The following is a 14,153-nucleotide window of genomic DNA, read 5'->3' on the forward strand; positions in this document are numbered from 1 at the left end:
AACTGACCTAACGCCCTGCCCCGCGCTTCCCTAACGTAACAGCCACTCGGCCCGCCACAATCCGTTACACACACGGATGAGGTAGTTACACGTGGGCATGATGCAGACGATCACCGAATGGACGAGGCGGACGACTTCCTCGTTCGGCGGCTCGCGGCCGCCCGCTGGAGACACCGAGTTCCCGCAGACCGTGGTGTCCGAGCCGGACAAGCCCGGCGACCTGGTCTACCGGCTCAAGCGCTGGCCCGAACTGCCGACGGCCATGCGCACCGCCGAAGTGCTGCGGCTCCTGTCGCTGTTGAGCAGCCGGCCCTTGCGCCGCAGCTGGATCCTGGAGCGCACCCGCCTGGGTGAGGAGCACCTGGAGATGCTGACGAAGCGGCTGTCGGCCCAGGGCGCGCTGGACATCTTCGATCCAGCGCTCCTGCCGACGCGGGCCTTCGCGCTGAACGCCCGGCGCTAGGCGGCCGGCTTCTGCGTTACCGGCGCGGCCTGCGCCTGCTTGACGGCGGAGCCGGCGCGCTGCGCCGTGCGATCGACCAGCCGCTTGAGGTTGGTCAGCGAGACCAGGTGCATCGAGATGAGGTGCAGCTCGCCGGCGCGGAACAGCGCCATCACCTTGTCGTCGGGCAGGGCCTGCAGCTTCTTCTCGTCGACCACCATCAGCCCGCCCACGGTGAAGGTGCGGCCGTCGACCAGGTCCGCCTTGGCGCTCATCTCGGTCAGCACGCCCAGGTCGGACAGCTTCTGGCAGAACGCCTCGGTGCGCAGGTATTCCACCTGGTAGCGCTTCAGGAAGTCCAGCGCGTTCTGCAGGAAGGGCGTGTCGGCCCCCTTGTCGTCGAACAGCGCCTCGCCCTCCGCCTCGTTCAGGCCGGAGAAGCCCTCGTCGATGCACACGGCCATCTGATCGCCGCCCTGCAGGTCGGCCAGCACGAAGGGGTAGCGGCGCACGAAGGCGGGGATGTAGCTGGCGGACCAGCGGTCGCCGGTGTCCAGGTACAGGTTCTCGCTGTTGCGCAGCCCGAGCACCGCCGCCGGGGCGACCTTGCCGTTGCGCTGCCGCGTGAAGACGATCGGGTATTCCTTGCAGGCCTCGTTGAACTCCACGCCGGCCAAGTACAGCGAGTTGGTGCTGCGCGCGAAGGCGTAGCCCGGCGTGGGCCGGATCCGCAGCTTGCGGTGCTTGTCGCGGTTGAGCAGCGCGGGCTTGTCGTAGTACGTCGTATCGGACATGGTCACTCCTGCATCGTCTGCGGCGTGCGCGCCGCCAGCACCTTGTCGATGCGGCGCCCGTCCAGGTCCACCACTTCGAAAGTCCAGTCCCCGCACTCTATCCGTTCGCCCACGGCCGGCAAATGCCCGGATACGGACAGAAGCAACCCGGCCACCGTGTTGTAGCGTCCGCGGTCCTCCTCGGGCAGGTCGCGGATGTCCAGCCGCGCCTTCAGCTCGGCCACGGGCATCAGGCCGTCGAGCAGCCAGGAGCCGTCGTCGCGCGGCGTGGCCCACGCCTCGGTCAGCCCCTGCGGCCGCAACTCGCCGGTGATGGCTTCCAGCAGGTCGCGCGGCGTCACCAAGCCCTGCACCACGCCGTACTCGTCGACCACGAACACCACCCGGTGCGACTGGCGCCGGAACTGCTCGAGCAGCTCCATGCCGGTGAGCGTCTCCGGTACGAAGGCGGCAGGCACGGCCTGCGCATCCACGGTCCCCTCGTGCTGCGGGCCCAGCGACAGCAGGCGCGCGATGCTGACGATGCCCACCACGTCGTCGAGCGAGCCGCGGCACACCGGGTACCAGGAGTGCGCGCCGCCCTCGCCGGCCAGGCGCAGGGCGTCGGCCACCGTGAAGGAGGCGTCCAGCCATTCGATGTCCGAGCGCGGCACCATCATCGAGCCGAGCGCGCGGTCGTCCAGGTGGAACACGTTGCGCACCATCTGGTGCTCCTGCGCCTCGATCACGCCGGCGTCCACGCCCTCTTCCAGGCTGTGGGCGATCTCCTCCTCGGTCATGCCGCGCACCTGCGTGGTGTCGATGCGCAGCAGCAGCAGCACGGCCTGCGTGGTCGCCGACAGCAGCTTCACGAAGGGCGAGGCCGCGCGCGCGACCCAGTCCATCGGCGGCGAGACCAGCCGCGAGACCCGCTCCGGATAGAGCTGCCCGATGCGCTTGGGCACCAGCTCGCCGAAGATGATGCTGACGAAGGTGATGATGGCCACCACGATGGCCGTGGCCACGATGCCCGATGGGCCATCCGGCATGCCGAACCCCTGCAGCCAGCGCGCGAGCTTGGCGCTGAACGCGGCCTCGCCCACGATGCCGGTGAGCACGCTGATCGAGGTGATGCCCACCTGCACGGTGGACAGGAAGCGCGTGGGGTTCTCCAGCAGGCGCAGCGCGGTGGCCGCGCCCTTGTCGCCTTCCTCCTCCAGCGCGATCAACCGCGCCTTGCGGCTGGAGGCCAGGGCCATCTCGGACATCGCGAACACGCCGTTGAGCACTGTCAACAGCGCGATCAGCAGAAAATCCATGGCTCACCAGGGGAGTCGGACACGATGGGACTGTATCTGATCGGGGATGTGCAGGGCTGCGACGACGCGCTCGCCAGGCTCTTGGCCAAGGTCGCGTTCTCGCCCAGCCGCGACCGCGCGATCCTGCTCGGGGACCTGGTCAACCGCGGCCCGGCATCGGCGGCCGTGCTGCGCCGGCTGATGGCGCTGGACGGCGCCGCCACCTGCCTGCTGGGCAACCACGACCTGAGCCTGCTGGCGGTGGCGCACGGCCTGCATGCGCCGCATGGCAACGACACCATGGACTCGGTGCTGGACGCACCGGACCGCGAGGCGATGCTGCACTGGCTGCGGCACCAGCGCATGGCCCTGCACGAGCACGGCCTGCTGATGGTCCACGGCGGCGTGCTGCCGCAGTGGGACCTGGCCAGGACGCTGGAACTCGCGGGCGAGGTGGAGGCGGTGCTGCGCGGTGCGTCGCACGTGGAGTTCCTCGCGAAGATGTACGGCAACGAGCCGGCGAAGTGGGACGACTCGCTGGCCGGCGCCGACCGGCTGCGGCTGATCGTGAATGCGCTCACGCGCCTGCGCTTCTGCACGCCGGAGGGCGAGATGCGGCTGAAGGGCTCGGGCGGTTTGGATGATGCGCCGCCGGGTACGCTGGCCTGGTTCGACGTGCCGGGCCGGCGCACGGCGGGCGTGCCCATCGCTTTCGGGCACTGGTCGCAGCTGGGGCTGCTGCTGCGCGACGACGTGATCGCGCTGGACACGGGGTGCGTGTGGGGCGGCTGCCTGAGCGCGCTTCGCTACGACCCGGCGACCGGGTCACGCGAGGTGGTGCAGGTGCAGTGTGAGCAGGCGCAGGTGCCGGGGGATTGAACGGGGAAAACAGAACACAGAGGCACAGAGGCACGGAGGAATACAGAGTTCAGCAGGAAGGACTCCCTATCTCGTCCTTCCTCTGTGCCTCCGTGCCTCTGTGTTCTGTGCCGGTATTCCTACTGCGCCGGCTGCTTGAACAGCGCCGCGACCTTGCGCCGCGTCTTGATGTTCGCCGACACGCGGCTCACCGCCGGCTTGGCGGCGCCTTCCCAGGCGGGCTTCACTTCGCCCTCGGGCGCCTGGTAGGGCTGGTCGAAGAACGGGTCCTTCGGCGCCGAGGGGGAGCGGGCTTCGCGCGGCGGGCGCGGCCGCTCGCGGTCGCGCACCTCTTCCATCACGTCGCGCGGGTCGCCCAGTTCGCCGCGTTCGCGCCAGGTGCGGCGGCCGTCGTTGATGCGGCCGCGCGGGCGGTCTTCCTCGAACTCGATCGGCTCGAGCTCGATCTTCTTCTTGAGCAGCTTCTCCAGGTCGGCGACCAGCCGGGCGTCGCTGTTGGACACCAGCGTCACCGCCAGGCCCGAGGCGCCCGCGCGGCCGGTGCGGCCGATGCGGTGGATGTAGTCCTCGGGGTTGAACGGCACGTCGAAGTTGAAGACCGCAGGCACGTCCTTGATGTCCAGGCCGCGGGCGGCCACGTCGGTGGCCACCAGCAGGTCGACCTCGCCGGCCTTGAAAGCCGCCAGCGCCTTCAGGCGTTCGTCCTGGCTCTTGTCGCCATGCATCGCCACGGCCTTCATGCCTTCGCGCTCCAGCGAGCGGGCCAGCCGCGCGCATCCGAGCTTGCTGTTGACGAAGACGAAGGCCTGGCTGATGCCGCGCTGGCGCACAAGCTGCCGCACGGCACGGCGCTTGTCGTCGTCGACCACGCTGTAGAAATGCTGCTCCACGGTGGACGCCGTGGCGTTGGGCCGCGAGACCTCGATGGTCACCGGGTCGTTCAGGTAGCTGTTGGCCAGCCGCTTGATCTCGGGCGAGAAGGTGGCCGAGAACAGCAGCGTAGTGCGCTGCTTGGGCAGGTACGACAGGATGCGCTGCAGGTCCGGCAGGAAGCCGATGTCCAGCATGCGGTCGGCCTCGTCGAGCACCACGTACTCGACCTGGTTGAGCACCGCGTTCTTGGCCTCGATGTGGTCCAGCAGCCGGCCGGGCGTGGCGACCAGCACCTCGACGCCCTTCTTCAGTTCAGCCGTCTGCGGCTTCATGTCGATGCCGCCGAACACCACCGTGCTGCGCAGGTTGGTGTGCTTGGCGTACAGCTTGACCTGCTGCGCGACCTGGTCGGCCAGCTCGCGGGTGGGCAGCAGCACCAGCGCGCGCACCGGGTGCCGCGCGGGCGAGGTCGAAGCGTTCTCGTGCTTGAGCAGGCGTTGCAGCAGCGGCAGCGAGAAGGCCGCGGTCTTGCCGGTGCCGGTCTGGGCGGCGCCCATCACGTCCTTGCCGGTCAGCACCACGGGGATGGCCTGGGCCTGGATCGGCGTCATCTGCTCGTAGCCCATTTCGGCTACGGCGCGCGCCAGGGGTTCGGCCAGGTTGAGGTTGGAGAAGGAGGCGGTCATCAACCCGCGATTGTCTCACCCCCCGGGGAAGGGGCGAGGGACGAGGGGCTAGGGGCTAGGGAACAGCCAGGAAAGCCCAGCCATAAGCCAGCCCCTCGCCCCTCGCCCCTCGTCCCTCGTCCCTCGTCCCTGCCTTCAAAGCGCCTTCGCGCTGAACGTGTCGCAAGACTTCACGCTCCCCGTCTTCAGCCCCGTCGTGAACCACCGCTGCCGCTGCTGGCTGGTCCCGTGGGTGAAGCTCTCCGGCACCACGGCCCGGCCGGAAGACTTCTGCAGGGCGTCGTCGCCGATGCGGGCGGCGGCGTTCATGGCCTCCTCCACGTCGCCCTGCTCCAGGATCTGGCGCGAGTTCTGCGCGTGGTGGCCCCACACGCCGGCGAAGCAGTCGGCCTGCAGTTCCAGCCGCACGCTCATCGAGTTCTGCTCGGCCGCGCTCACCCGCCCGCGCAGCCCGTGCACGCGCTCGGTGATGCCCAGCTGGTGCTGCACGTGGTGGCCCACCTCGTGGGCAATGACATAGGCCTGGGCGAAGTCGCCGGGCGCGCCCAGCCGGCTCTTGAGCGTCTCGTAGAAGCTCAGGTCGATGTAGACCTTCTCGTCGGCCGGGCAGTAGAACGGGCCCATCGCCGCCTGGCCCTGGCCGCAGGCCGTGCCGATGGCGCCGCGGAACAGCACCAGCTTGGGTTCGCGGTACTGCGCGCCGCTCTGCTTGAACAGGTCCTTCCACACGTCCTCGGTGTCGGCCAGCACGGTGGAGACGAAGCGCCCCATCTGGTCGTTGGCGGGGACGGGCTGCGGCGTGCCCTGCTGCTGCACCTGGGGTGCGCCGCCTCCGGAGAGGATGCTGAGGATCGTCAGCGGGTTGATGCCGAAGATCGCGCCGCCCACCAGCGCGATGACGATGGTGCCGATGCCGATGCTGCGGCCCCCCAGGTGGAACCCGCCGCCCCCGCCGCCACCCTGGCGATAGTCCTCGACATTGCTCGACTCACGGTTGCCTTCCCAGCGCATGATGCGACCCCTGCGGTACAGTAAAAAGATGCTAAGCCCCCCGGTCGCGGCCCCTGTCGGCCTTCGCCGCATCCTGGTCACCGGTTTCGACCCGTTCGGCGGCCAGCCGATCAACCCCAGCTGGATCGCCGTCCAGGCCCTAGACGGGCTCGAGCTCGACGGCCACCTGGTGGTCGCTGCCCAGCTGCCCACCCAGTTCGGCCATTCGCTGCAGGCGCTGGATGAGCTGATCGCCGAGCACCGGCCCAGCCTGGTGGTGGCCACCGGCCAGGCCGGCGGGCGCTCGGCCATGTCGCTGGAGCGGGTGGCGATCAACGTCAACGATGCGCGCATCCCGGACAACCTGGGCAAGCAGCCGATCGACACGCGCGTCATCGAAGACGGGCCCGTGGGCTACTTCAGCACCCTGCCGATCAAGGCCATGCTCACCGCGATGCTGGCCGACGGCCTGCGCGCCGAGGTGTCGCAGACCGCGGGCACCTTCGTGTGCAACCACGTCTTCTACGGCCTGATGCACAAGCTAGCCACCGATCCCTCGTGCGAAGGCACGCGCGGCGGGATGATCCACGTGCCCTGGCTGCCGCAGCAGGGCCATCCCTCGATGACGCCGGACCAGGTCTCGCGCGGGCTCGAGGTGGCGCTGCGCTGTGCCGTCCATACCCACCGCGACGTGCGGATACAGGCGGGTGCGCTGAACTGAAAACGGCCCCCCGCCTAAAATCAGCGGGTGCCGATCACCAACGCCGACCTCCATTGCCACTCCGTGGTCTCCGACGGCACCCTGACGCCGGAGGCGCTGGCGGCACGGGCCGCCGCCAACGGCGTCGAGCTGTGGGCCCTGACCGACCATGACGAGATCGGCGGCCAGCAGCGGGCCGCGGCCGCCGCCCGCGAGAACGGGATGCGCTACCTCACCGGCACCGAGATCTCGGTCACCTTCGCCGGCGAGACGGTGCACATCGTGGGCCTGGGCTTCGATCCCGAGGATCCGCGCATGCTGCAAGGCCTCACCGCCACCCGCGGCGGCCGCGGCGCCCGGGCGATCGAGATGTCCGATCAGCTGGCCCAGGTGGGCATCCACGGCGCCTACGAGGGCGCCCTCAAGTACGTCGGCAACCCCGAGCTGATCTCGCGCACCCACTTCGCGCGCTACCTGGTCGAGGCCGGCATCTGCAAGGACACCTCCGAGGTGTTCCGCCGCTACCTCACCGACGGCAAGCCCGGCTTCGTGCCCCACCGCTGGGCCAGCCTCCGGGACGCGGTGCAGTGGATCACGCAGACCGGCGGCGCGGCGGTGATCGCGCACCCGGCGCGCTACCGGTTCACGCCCACCGAGGAGTACGCGCTCTTCACCGAGTTCAAGGCGCACGGCGGCCAGGGCGTCGAGGTCGTGACGGGCAGCCACTCGGCGGCCGAAGCCGTGCGCTACGCCGACACGGCGCGCGAGTTCGGCCTGGCGGCCTCGCGCGGCAGCGACTTCCACAGCCCCGACGAGAGCCACACCGACCTGGGCAAGCTGCCCCCGCTGCCGGCCGACCTCACGCCCGTCTGGCAACTGCTGGCGGACCGCATCCGGTGACCGCCCCGCCGCCGCCGCGGCCCCGCACGCCCCGCACCGAGCTGGCCGGCATCGCGCTGGTGCTGGGCGCCTGCGCCTCCTTCTCGGTGCTGGACACCACCACCAAGGGGGTGAGCCCCTACGTGCCGCTGCTGATGGCGCTGTGGTTCCGCTACGCCTTCCAGGCCATCGCCACCACCGCGGTGGTGCTGCCCTGGCGCGGCGTGGGCGTGCTGCGCACCCGGCACCTGCCCTTCCAGTGCCTGCGCGGCCTGCTGCTGATGGTCAGCAGCCTGCTGGCCTTCCTGAGCCTGCGCTACATGCCGGTGGGCGAGTTCACCGCCATCGTCATGATGGCGCCGCTGGCCGTCACGCTGCTGGCGGCCACCGTGCTCAAGGAGCGGGTCTCGGCGATGCGCTGGGCCCTGGTGGCCGGCGGGTTCGCCGGCACGCTGGTGATCATCCGCCCCGGCGGCGAGAGCTTCAGCTGGGCCATGCTGCTGCCGCTCGGGTTGGTTGCCAGCAACGCCTGGTTCCAGGTGCTGACCAGCAAGCTGGCCCGCACCGAGGACCCCGTCACGATGCACCTGTACACCGGCTGGGTGGGCACGCTGCTCGCCTCCCTGGCGCTGCCCTTCGTCTGGACCCCGCTGGACAACGCCTGGCTGTGGGCCGGGTTGTGCCTGATGGGACTGATGGGCACCGTGGGACATTTCATGCTCATCCTGGCCTTCCGCAACGCTTCGGCGTCGATCCTGACGCCCTACCTGTATTCGCAGATCGGCTTCGCCATGGTCGCCGGCTGGCTGGTCTTCGGCCACGTCCCGGACGGCTGGTCGCTGCTGGGCATGGCGCTGATCGCCGCCTGCGGCGCGGCCGGCGCCTGGCTGACGGTGCGCGAGTCGCGCGCCCCGGCGATGCAGCCCGAGACCGCGAAGGCCTGAGCCATGGCCCAGTACTTCGAGCTCCACCCCGACAACCCGCAGGTGCGCCTGCTCAAGCAGGCGGCGGCGCTGCTGGACCAGGGCGGCGTGCTGGCCGTCCCCACCGACTCCAGCTACGCCTTCGCCTGCCACCTGGACGACAAGGCCGCCGCCGACCGCCTGCGCCAGCTGCGCGGCGTGGACGAACGGCACCACCTGACGCTGCTGTGCCGCGACCTGAGCGAGCTGTCCAACTACGCCCGGGTCGACAACCGCCAGTACCGCCTGCTCAAGCTCGCGACGCCCGGGCCCTACACCTTCATCCTGGAGGCCACCCGCGAGGTGCCGCGCCGGGTGAGCCATCCGCAGCGCAAGACCATCGGGCTGCGCGTGCCGGAGCACACCGTCCTGCGCCAGCTGCTGGAGCTGCACGAGGAGCCGCTGCTGGCCACCACGCTGATCCCGCCGAACGAGACCGAACCCCTGAACGACGCGCAGGAGATCCGCCGCCGCTGGCAATCGCAGCTGGCCGGCGTGATCGATGCCGGCGCCTGCCCGCAGGAGCCCACCACGGTGGTGGACCTCACGCCCATGGGCAACGGCGGCAACGCCGAGGTCACCCGGGTGGGGCGCGGCGACGCGGCCCGCCTGGGCCTGTGACCGGCGCTCCCGGGCACCCGAAGCCCCTCTGAGACAATCCCCGCCTGCCCATGGAAAACGCCATCCAGACCGTCCTGATCTACGCATTGCCGGTCCTGTTCGCCATCACCATCCATGAAGCCGCGCACGGCTATGTCGCGCGCCACTTCGGGGACAACACCGCCTACATGCTGGGGCGGGTGACGCTCAACCCGATCAAGCACATCGACCCCATCGGCACCATCGCGATGCCGCTGCTGCTGTACTTCGCCACCTCGGGCGCCTTCCTGTTCGGCTACGCCAAGCCGGTGCCGGTGAACTTCGGACACCTGCGGCACCCGCGCCGTGATTCCATCCTGGTCGCCCTGGCCGGCCCGGCCTCCAACTTCGTCCAGGCGCTGATGTGGGCCATCGTGTTCACGGTGCTCGTGTCCATGGGCGTGGACGAGCGCTTCTTCCTGGAGATGGCCAAGGCCGGCGTGCTGGTCAATCTGGTGATGTGGGCCTTCAACCTGTTCCCGCTGCCGCCGCTGGACGGTGGCCGCGTCGTCACCGGCCTGCTGCCCCCGCGCGCGGCCTGGACCTTCAGCCGGATCGAGCCCTACGGCTTCTTCATCGTGCTGGGCCTGGTGGTCGCCGGCGTGGTCGGCACGGTGTGGCTGCGCCCGCTGATCTCCTGGGGCTACTCGGTCCTGGGCCTGCTGCTGACGCCGCTGAACGCCCTGCTCTCCTGATCTTCCATGAACGCTCCCGTCGTCCGCTACCTCACCGGCATCACCACCACCGGCACGCCCCACCTGGGCAACTACGTGGGCGCCATCCGGCCCACCGTGCAGGCCAGCCGCCGGCCCGGCACCCAGAACTTCTACTTCCTGGCCGACTACCACGCGCTGATCAAGTGCGACGAGCCGGCGCGCATCCAGCGCTCCACGCTGGAGATCGCCGCCTGCTGGCTGGCCGCGGGCCTGGACCCCGAGCAGGTCTACTTCTACCGCCAGTCCGACATCCCCGAGATCCCCGAACTGACCTGGTTCCTCACCTGCGTCACCGGCAAGGGCCTGCTCAACCGCGCCCATGCCTACAAGGCGCAGGTGGACAAGAACGCCGCGGCGAACGTGGACCCCGACACCGACGTCACCGCGGGCCTTTTCATGTACCCGGTGCTGATGGCCGCCGACATCGTGCTGTTCAACGCGCACAAGGTGCCGGTGGGCCGCGACCAGGTGCAGCACCTGGAGATGGCGCGTGACATGGCCTCCAGCTTCAACCACCTCTACGGCGAGCACTTCACCCTGCCCGAGGCGCAGGTCGACGAGACGGTGGCCACCTTGCCCGGCCTGGACGGCCGCAAGATGAGCAAGAGCTACGACAACGTCATCGCCCTGTTCGGCCCGCGCGAGCAGATGCGCAAGCAGATCTTCTCCATCGTCACCGACTCGCGCGCGCCCGGCGAGCCCAAGGCGGTGGAAGGCTCGGCCCTGTTCCAGGTCTACCAGGCCTTCGCCGACGAGGCCGAGACCGCGGCGCTGCGCAAGGCCTATGCCGAGGGCATCGCCTGGGCCGACGCCAAGCAGCTGCTGTTCGAGCGCATCGACCGCGAGATCGCGCCCATGCGCCAGCGCTACGAGGAACTGGTGAACGATCCGGCGCAGCTCGAACGCATCCTCAAGGGGGGGGCCGACAAGGCGCGCGCCATCGCCACGCCCTTCCTGGGCCGGCTGCGCCACGCCGTGGGCCTTCGCAACCTGGCCGCGCAGCCGCAGTCGACCGCCAAGGCCAAGGCGAAGACCGCGCTGCCCTCCTTCAAGCAGTACCGCGAAGCCGACGGCCGCCACTACTTCAAGTTCGTCGACGCCGGCGGCGCGCTGCTGCTGCAAAGCGTGGGCTTCGATTCGCCCCAGGACGCCGGCCGCGCCGTGGCCCGCCTCAAGCAGGAGGGCCTTGCGGCCGCGTCCGGCGCCGCGGCCCCGGCCAAGGGCGTAAGCCCGGCCCAGGTGCAGGCCGCGCTGGCGCAGCTGGCCGCCGGCTGAGTTGGCATGCTAATGGCGGTATCCTTGCGTTCGCGATGAAGCCCAACCCGAATCCCTCCACTCTCTACGTGATCGACGACCACCCGCTGATGCGCGAGGCGGTGGTGATGCTGCTGCGGCGGCTGCGCCCCGGCGCGCACGTGATCGAGCTCGATCGCATCGGCGGCATGGAATCTGCGGTCAAGCAGCACGGCTTCCCCGACCTGATCTGCCTGGACCTGAAGCTGCCCGACACCACCGGCACCTCGGGCGTGCACGAGATGAAGAACCGCTTCCCGCAAGCGCCCCTGGCCGTGCTGTCGGCCTCGCCGGCCGCCGACGCGGAGGAGGCCTGCATCGAGGCGGGCGCCGACATCTACATCGAGAAATCCTCCGGCGCGCAGGAGATCGGCAACGCGCTGCGCGCGCTGCTCACCACCGACGGCAGCTTCGAGGAGCTGGCGCCCACCGACAACAAGCTGTCCAAGCGCCAGAAGCAGCTGATCGTGATGCTCGACCGCGGCCTGTCCAACCGCGAGATCGCCGACGAGCTGGGCATCAGCGAGCACACGGTCAAGGTGCACCTGTGGCGACTGTTCCGCCGGCTGGGCGTCAAGAGCCGCACCCAGACCATTCACTACGCCCGCACGCACGGGCTCCTGGGTTCCTGAGCGACTGACGCGCGCCGCGCTGCAGGGCGCAGCGCGTCAGCGCAGCGAGGCCGCCTCGCCTACGGGCACGGCAGCCGGCAGCTTGGCCGCATCGCCGCGGATGCGGTCGATCGTCGAGGCCGCGCGCTGCGCCAGCAGGGGATCGGTGGGGTTCACGCGCAGGCGGAACATCGACCCCCGCCCCGGCCGCGAGGCCAGCTCCAGCGGATGCCCCAGGATGTTGGACAGGCGGCCGACGATGTACAGCCCCAGCCCGAAGCCGTCCTCCGTGCCCATGTGGCTGGGCACCTTGTAGAACTCCCGGAAGATCTCGCGCTGGTAGGCCGGCGCGATACCCACGCCGGTGTCCCACACCTCGATGCGCGGCCCGCTGCGCCCGCCGCGCCCGGCCACCAGCACGCCGCCGCGTTCGGTGTACTTCACCGCGTTGGAGATCAGGTTGCCCACGATGCGCTGCAGCAGGATGGGGTCCGACGTCACCGTGCCCGGCACCGCATGCACGCGGAACTGCAGGCCCTTGGCCTCGGCCAGCGGCCGGTACTGCAGCTCCAGGTCGTGCAGCAGCTTGTCCAGGCGCAGCTCCTCGATGTTCAGCTTGATCTTCCCGGAGTCCAGCCGCACCAGGTCGAACAGCGAATCGAACAGCGCGTTGACCGCCTTGGTCGACTCCACGATCTTGGGCGCGATGTCGTGCACCAGCTCCGGCTCGCTGCCCAGCCAGTCGGCGTACAGGCCCAGCGCGTGCACCGGCTGGCGGATGTCGTGCGCGGCGCTCGCGAGGAACCGGTTCTTGATCTCCACCGCGTCCAGCGCGGCCTGAGTCTGGCGAGTCAGCGATTCGATCAGCTGCCGGTTGCTGTACTGCAGCTCGAAGTTCTTGCGGTGCGTGACGTGCAGGCGCAGGCCCGCCTGGCGCAGCACCTGCCAGAACGTCAGCAGCAGCAGCACCATCCACCAGTGGTAGAGCGGCCCGCGCCCGCCCAGGTCCACGCCCATGCGCCAGGCCATGACGGCCAGCGCGGTCAGCGCCAGCGCGTCCAGGTAGCGGCGCATGGTCGGCAGGTGGCTGGACAGGCTGTTGATCGAGAACATCGCCATGCCGGCCAGGATCAGCCAGCAGATGAACTGGTCGGCCAGCGGCGCGCGGTCGAAGAAGAGGACCGTGGTGAGGGCCCAGCAGGCGGCGCTCAGCGGCCAGATGAAGCCGTGCCGGCGCAGGAAAGCCAGGTGCTCCGCCGCGCCGGCCTGGGCCACCTCGCGGCCGTAGCACCGGATCACCCGCGCCCGCTCCGCCGCCACCACCGCCGTGGCGACCGCCCACACCCACAGCATGGTGCGCGATGCGTCGCTCCACAGCACGCCCAGGAACACCGGGATCAGCATCAGGCCGAGCAGCTGCGTGTTGCGCTGCGTGCGCATCAGGTTGCGCACCAGTTCGCCCTGCACCCACTGGGCTTCGGCGGGGGTGTCGATGGGGGGCTTGGTGTCGGGCTTCACGGGGGTGATTGTCGCGGAGTGGGGTCGGATGCTGGGCGATCTTGAGCAGCGCGCCCGCGCGGCAGGCGGGGCCTGGCCCGGGCTCATGGTGGGCCGGTTTGCTCGCTGCACTCGCGAACTCGCAGGGCATTCCGCGGCCCGGCCTGCGCGGCAGAACTCACTGCGCGCTGCTTTGCAGCGCTGCGTTCAGACAGCTGCCGCGAGTCAGTTGTTCATTTCAAGCTCGCCTGCGGCTCGCAACGGCCGGGCCGCGGAAAGCCCGGCTCGTCCCACAAATCGCCCGGGCCAGGCACCGCCTGCCGCGTGGGAGCAGGGTGCGGGTGATAGCAGGAAATCCCCTTCGCCCCGCTGCTCGTCTCGCCACTGCCTTGCCCCCTCGCCACTGCCTTGCCCCCTCGCCACCGCCACCGCCACCGCCACCGCCATCGCCATCGCCATCGCCATCGCCATCGCCATCGCCAGCGTCATCCCCGCGAAGGCGGGGATCCAGGGCTTCCGGCAGTCCGCTGAAGGCGGACGCACTGGATTCCCGCCTTCGCGGGAATGACGAGAGGGGCGGGGAATCGCGAGCGCGCGCGCGGCGAGAGTCTGGCCCTACCCAGCAAGCCACCACTGCCTCCAGCGGCAGGGGGTCCCCGGCGGGGGGCGATTTCTGTGCCGAGCGTCGCGCAGTGGTGCGGGCCCTGCGAGCCCGCGCAAAGCGGGCGCAGCTCGTCGATCAACCACTGACTCGCGGAAACTGTCTGAACGGAGCGGTGCGCAGCAGCGCGCAGTGAGATGGCATGGACGCCTCCCGTCTTCGGCGCCGGTGCGACGAGGGGGGCCTCGCATCTGACGGCATCGAGTGCCAAAGTGGAATTCTGTTCGACCCACTTGCGAAGGAGGCCCCCGAGA

The 14,153-nt window shown here is 69.9% G+C and carries 14 protein-coding genes; 9 read left to right on the forward strand and 5 right to left on the reverse strand.

The window, feature by feature from the left end:
• Positions 1 to 97: 97 nt before the first annotated feature.
• Positions 98 to 463 carry a hypothetical protein gene (locus ASG30_RS04085; RefSeq protein WP_055893008.1) on the forward strand — a complete coding sequence of 122 codons (366 nt, stop codon included), beginning with the start codon at positions 98 to 100 and terminating at the stop codon, positions 461 to 463.
• On the opposite strand, the gene ASG30_RS04090 is transcribed toward ASG30_RS04085, so the two are convergent.
• Together ASG30_RS04090 and ASG30_RS04095 are read right to left on the reverse strand one after the other, a co-directional pair.
• Positions 460 to 1,236: a SapC family protein gene (locus ASG30_RS04090; protein ID WP_055893013.1), complete on the reverse strand. Its 777-nt coding sequence runs from the start codon at positions 1,234 to 1,236 to the stop codon at positions 460 to 462. The genes ASG30_RS04085 and ASG30_RS04090 overlap by 4 nt on opposite strands.
• A gap of 2 nt (positions 1,237 to 1,238) precedes the next feature.
• Positions 1,239 to 2,534: a hemolysin family protein gene (locus tag ASG30_RS04095; protein WP_055893016.1), complete on the reverse strand. Its 1,296-nt coding sequence runs from the start codon at positions 2,532 to 2,534 to the stop codon at positions 1,239 to 1,241.
• 24 nt (positions 2,535 to 2,558) lie between these two features.
• On the opposite strand from ASG30_RS04095, the gene ASG30_RS04100 reads away from it, so the two are divergent.
• Entirely contained in the window at positions 2,559 to 3,392 is an 834-nt protein-coding gene (locus tag ASG30_RS04100) for a symmetrical bis(5'-nucleosyl)-tetraphosphatase (RefSeq protein WP_055893018.1), read from the forward strand.
• A 119-nt stretch (positions 3,393 to 3,511) separates the two neighbouring features.
• Here ASG30_RS04100 and ASG30_RS04105 read toward each other — a convergent pair whose 3' ends face one another.
• Positions 3,512 to 4,951 carry a DEAD/DEAH box helicase gene (locus ASG30_RS04105; RefSeq protein WP_055893021.1) on the reverse strand — a complete coding sequence of 480 codons (1,440 nt, stop codon included), beginning with the start codon at positions 4,949 to 4,951 and terminating at the stop codon, positions 3,512 to 3,514.
• A 135-nt stretch (positions 4,952 to 5,086) separates the two neighbouring features.
• Positions 5,087 to 5,962 (reverse strand): KPN_02809 family neutral zinc metallopeptidase, encoded by an 876-nt coding sequence (ypfJ, locus tag ASG30_RS04110; RefSeq protein WP_055893024.1) that lies wholly within the window; start codon positions 5,960 to 5,962, stop codon positions 5,087 to 5,089.
• A gap of 28 nt (positions 5,963 to 5,990) precedes the next feature.
• Here ypfJ and pcp point away from each other — a divergent pair, with 28 nt between their 5' ends.
• Genes pcp through ASG30_RS04145 form a run of 7 tightly spaced genes read left to right on the forward strand, consistent with a single transcriptional unit; the run spans position 5,991 to position 11,762 of the window.
• The gene (gene pcp, locus ASG30_RS04115; protein ID WP_055893027.1) at positions 5,991 to 6,662 is read left to right on the forward strand and encodes a pyroglutamyl-peptidase I; all 672 of its coding nucleotides are present in this window, start codon (positions 5,991 to 5,993) and stop codon (positions 6,660 to 6,662) included.
• A 27-nt stretch (positions 6,663 to 6,689) separates the two neighbouring features.
• A complete protein-coding gene (locus tag ASG30_RS04120) occupies positions 6,690 to 7,541 on the forward strand; it encodes a 3',5'-nucleoside bisphosphate phosphatase (RefSeq protein ID WP_055893029.1) in 852 nt (283 codons plus the stop codon).
• A complete protein-coding gene (locus tag ASG30_RS04125; RefSeq protein WP_055893032.1) occupies positions 7,538 to 8,464 on the forward strand; it encodes a DMT family transporter in 927 nt (308 codons plus the stop codon). Before ASG30_RS04120 ends, ASG30_RS04125 begins: the two co-directional genes overlap by 4 nt.
• A gap of 3 nt (positions 8,465 to 8,467) precedes the next feature.
• Complete coding sequence (locus ASG30_RS04130; RefSeq protein WP_055893036.1) at positions 8,468 to 9,103, forward strand: L-threonylcarbamoyladenylate synthase; 636 nt, start codon at positions 8,468 to 8,470, stop codon at positions 9,101 to 9,103.
• 50 nt (positions 9,104 to 9,153) lie between these two features.
• On the forward strand, positions 9,154 to 9,816 hold the full coding sequence (locus tag ASG30_RS04135; protein WP_442965659.1) for a site-2 protease family protein: 663 nt from the start codon (positions 9,154 to 9,156) through the stop codon (positions 9,814 to 9,816).
• 6 nt (positions 9,817 to 9,822) lie between these two features.
• Positions 9,823 to 11,112 (forward strand): tryptophan--tRNA ligase, encoded by a 1,290-nt coding sequence (locus tag ASG30_RS04140; protein ID WP_055893041.1) that lies wholly within the window; start codon positions 9,823 to 9,825, stop codon positions 11,110 to 11,112.
• 35 nt (positions 11,113 to 11,147) lie between these two features.
• Positions 11,148 to 11,762 (forward strand): response regulator transcription factor, encoded by a 615-nt coding sequence (locus ASG30_RS04145; RefSeq protein WP_082521882.1) that lies wholly within the window; start codon positions 11,148 to 11,150, stop codon positions 11,760 to 11,762.
• A 36-nt stretch (positions 11,763 to 11,798) separates the two neighbouring features.
• Here the strand turns inward: ASG30_RS04145 and ASG30_RS04150 are convergent, their stop codons facing one another.
• The gene (locus ASG30_RS04150; RefSeq protein ID WP_055893043.1) at positions 11,799 to 13,259 is read right to left on the reverse strand and encodes a sensor histidine kinase; all 1,461 of its coding nucleotides are present in this window, start codon (positions 13,257 to 13,259) and stop codon (positions 11,799 to 11,801) included.
• Between the last annotated feature and the right edge of the window lie 894 nt (positions 13,260 to 14,153).

It is taken from the genome of Ramlibacter sp. Leaf400, assembly GCF_001424545.1.
Taxonomy (GTDB): Bacteria; Pseudomonadota; Gammaproteobacteria; order Burkholderiales; family Burkholderiaceae_C; genus Ramlibacter.

Excerpts from the sequence above, each read along its gene's own strand:
- ASG30_RS04085 (WP_055893008.1), top strand. The coding sequence starts at position 98 with ATGATGCAGACGATCACCGAATGGACGAGGCGGACGACTTCCTCGTTC.
- ypfJ (WP_055893024.1), bottom strand. The coding sequence starts at position 5,962 with ATGCGCTGGGAAGGCAACCGTGAGTCGAGCAATGTCGAGGACTATCGC.
- ASG30_RS04140 (WP_055893041.1), top strand. The coding sequence starts at position 9,823 with ATGAACGCTCCCGTCGTCCGCTACCTCACCGGCATCACCACCACCGGC.
- ASG30_RS04095 (WP_055893016.1), bottom strand. The coding sequence starts at position 2,534 with ATGGATTTTCTGCTGATCGCGCTGTTGACAGTGCTCAACGGCGTGTTC.
- ASG30_RS04090 (WP_055893013.1), bottom strand. The coding sequence starts at position 1,236 with ATGTCCGATACGACGTACTACGACAAGCCCGCGCTGCTCAACCGCGAC.
- pcp (WP_055893027.1), top strand. The coding sequence starts at position 5,991 with ATGCTAAGCCCCCCGGTCGCGGCCCCTGTCGGCCTTCGCCGCATCCTG.
- ASG30_RS04105 (WP_055893021.1), bottom strand. The coding sequence starts at position 4,951 with ATGACCGCCTCCTTCTCCAACCTCAACCTGGCCGAACCCCTGGCGCGC.
- ASG30_RS04100 (WP_055893018.1), top strand. The coding sequence starts at position 2,559 with ATGGGACTGTATCTGATCGGGGATGTGCAGGGCTGCGACGACGCGCTC.
- ASG30_RS04130 (WP_055893036.1), top strand. The coding sequence starts at position 8,468 with ATGGCCCAGTACTTCGAGCTCCACCCCGACAACCCGCAGGTGCGCCTG.
- ASG30_RS04135 (WP_442965659.1), top strand. The coding sequence starts at position 9,154 with ATGGAAAACGCCATCCAGACCGTCCTGATCTACGCATTGCCGGTCCTG.
- ASG30_RS04145 (WP_082521882.1), top strand. The coding sequence starts at position 11,148 with ATGAAGCCCAACCCGAATCCCTCCACTCTCTACGTGATCGACGACCAC.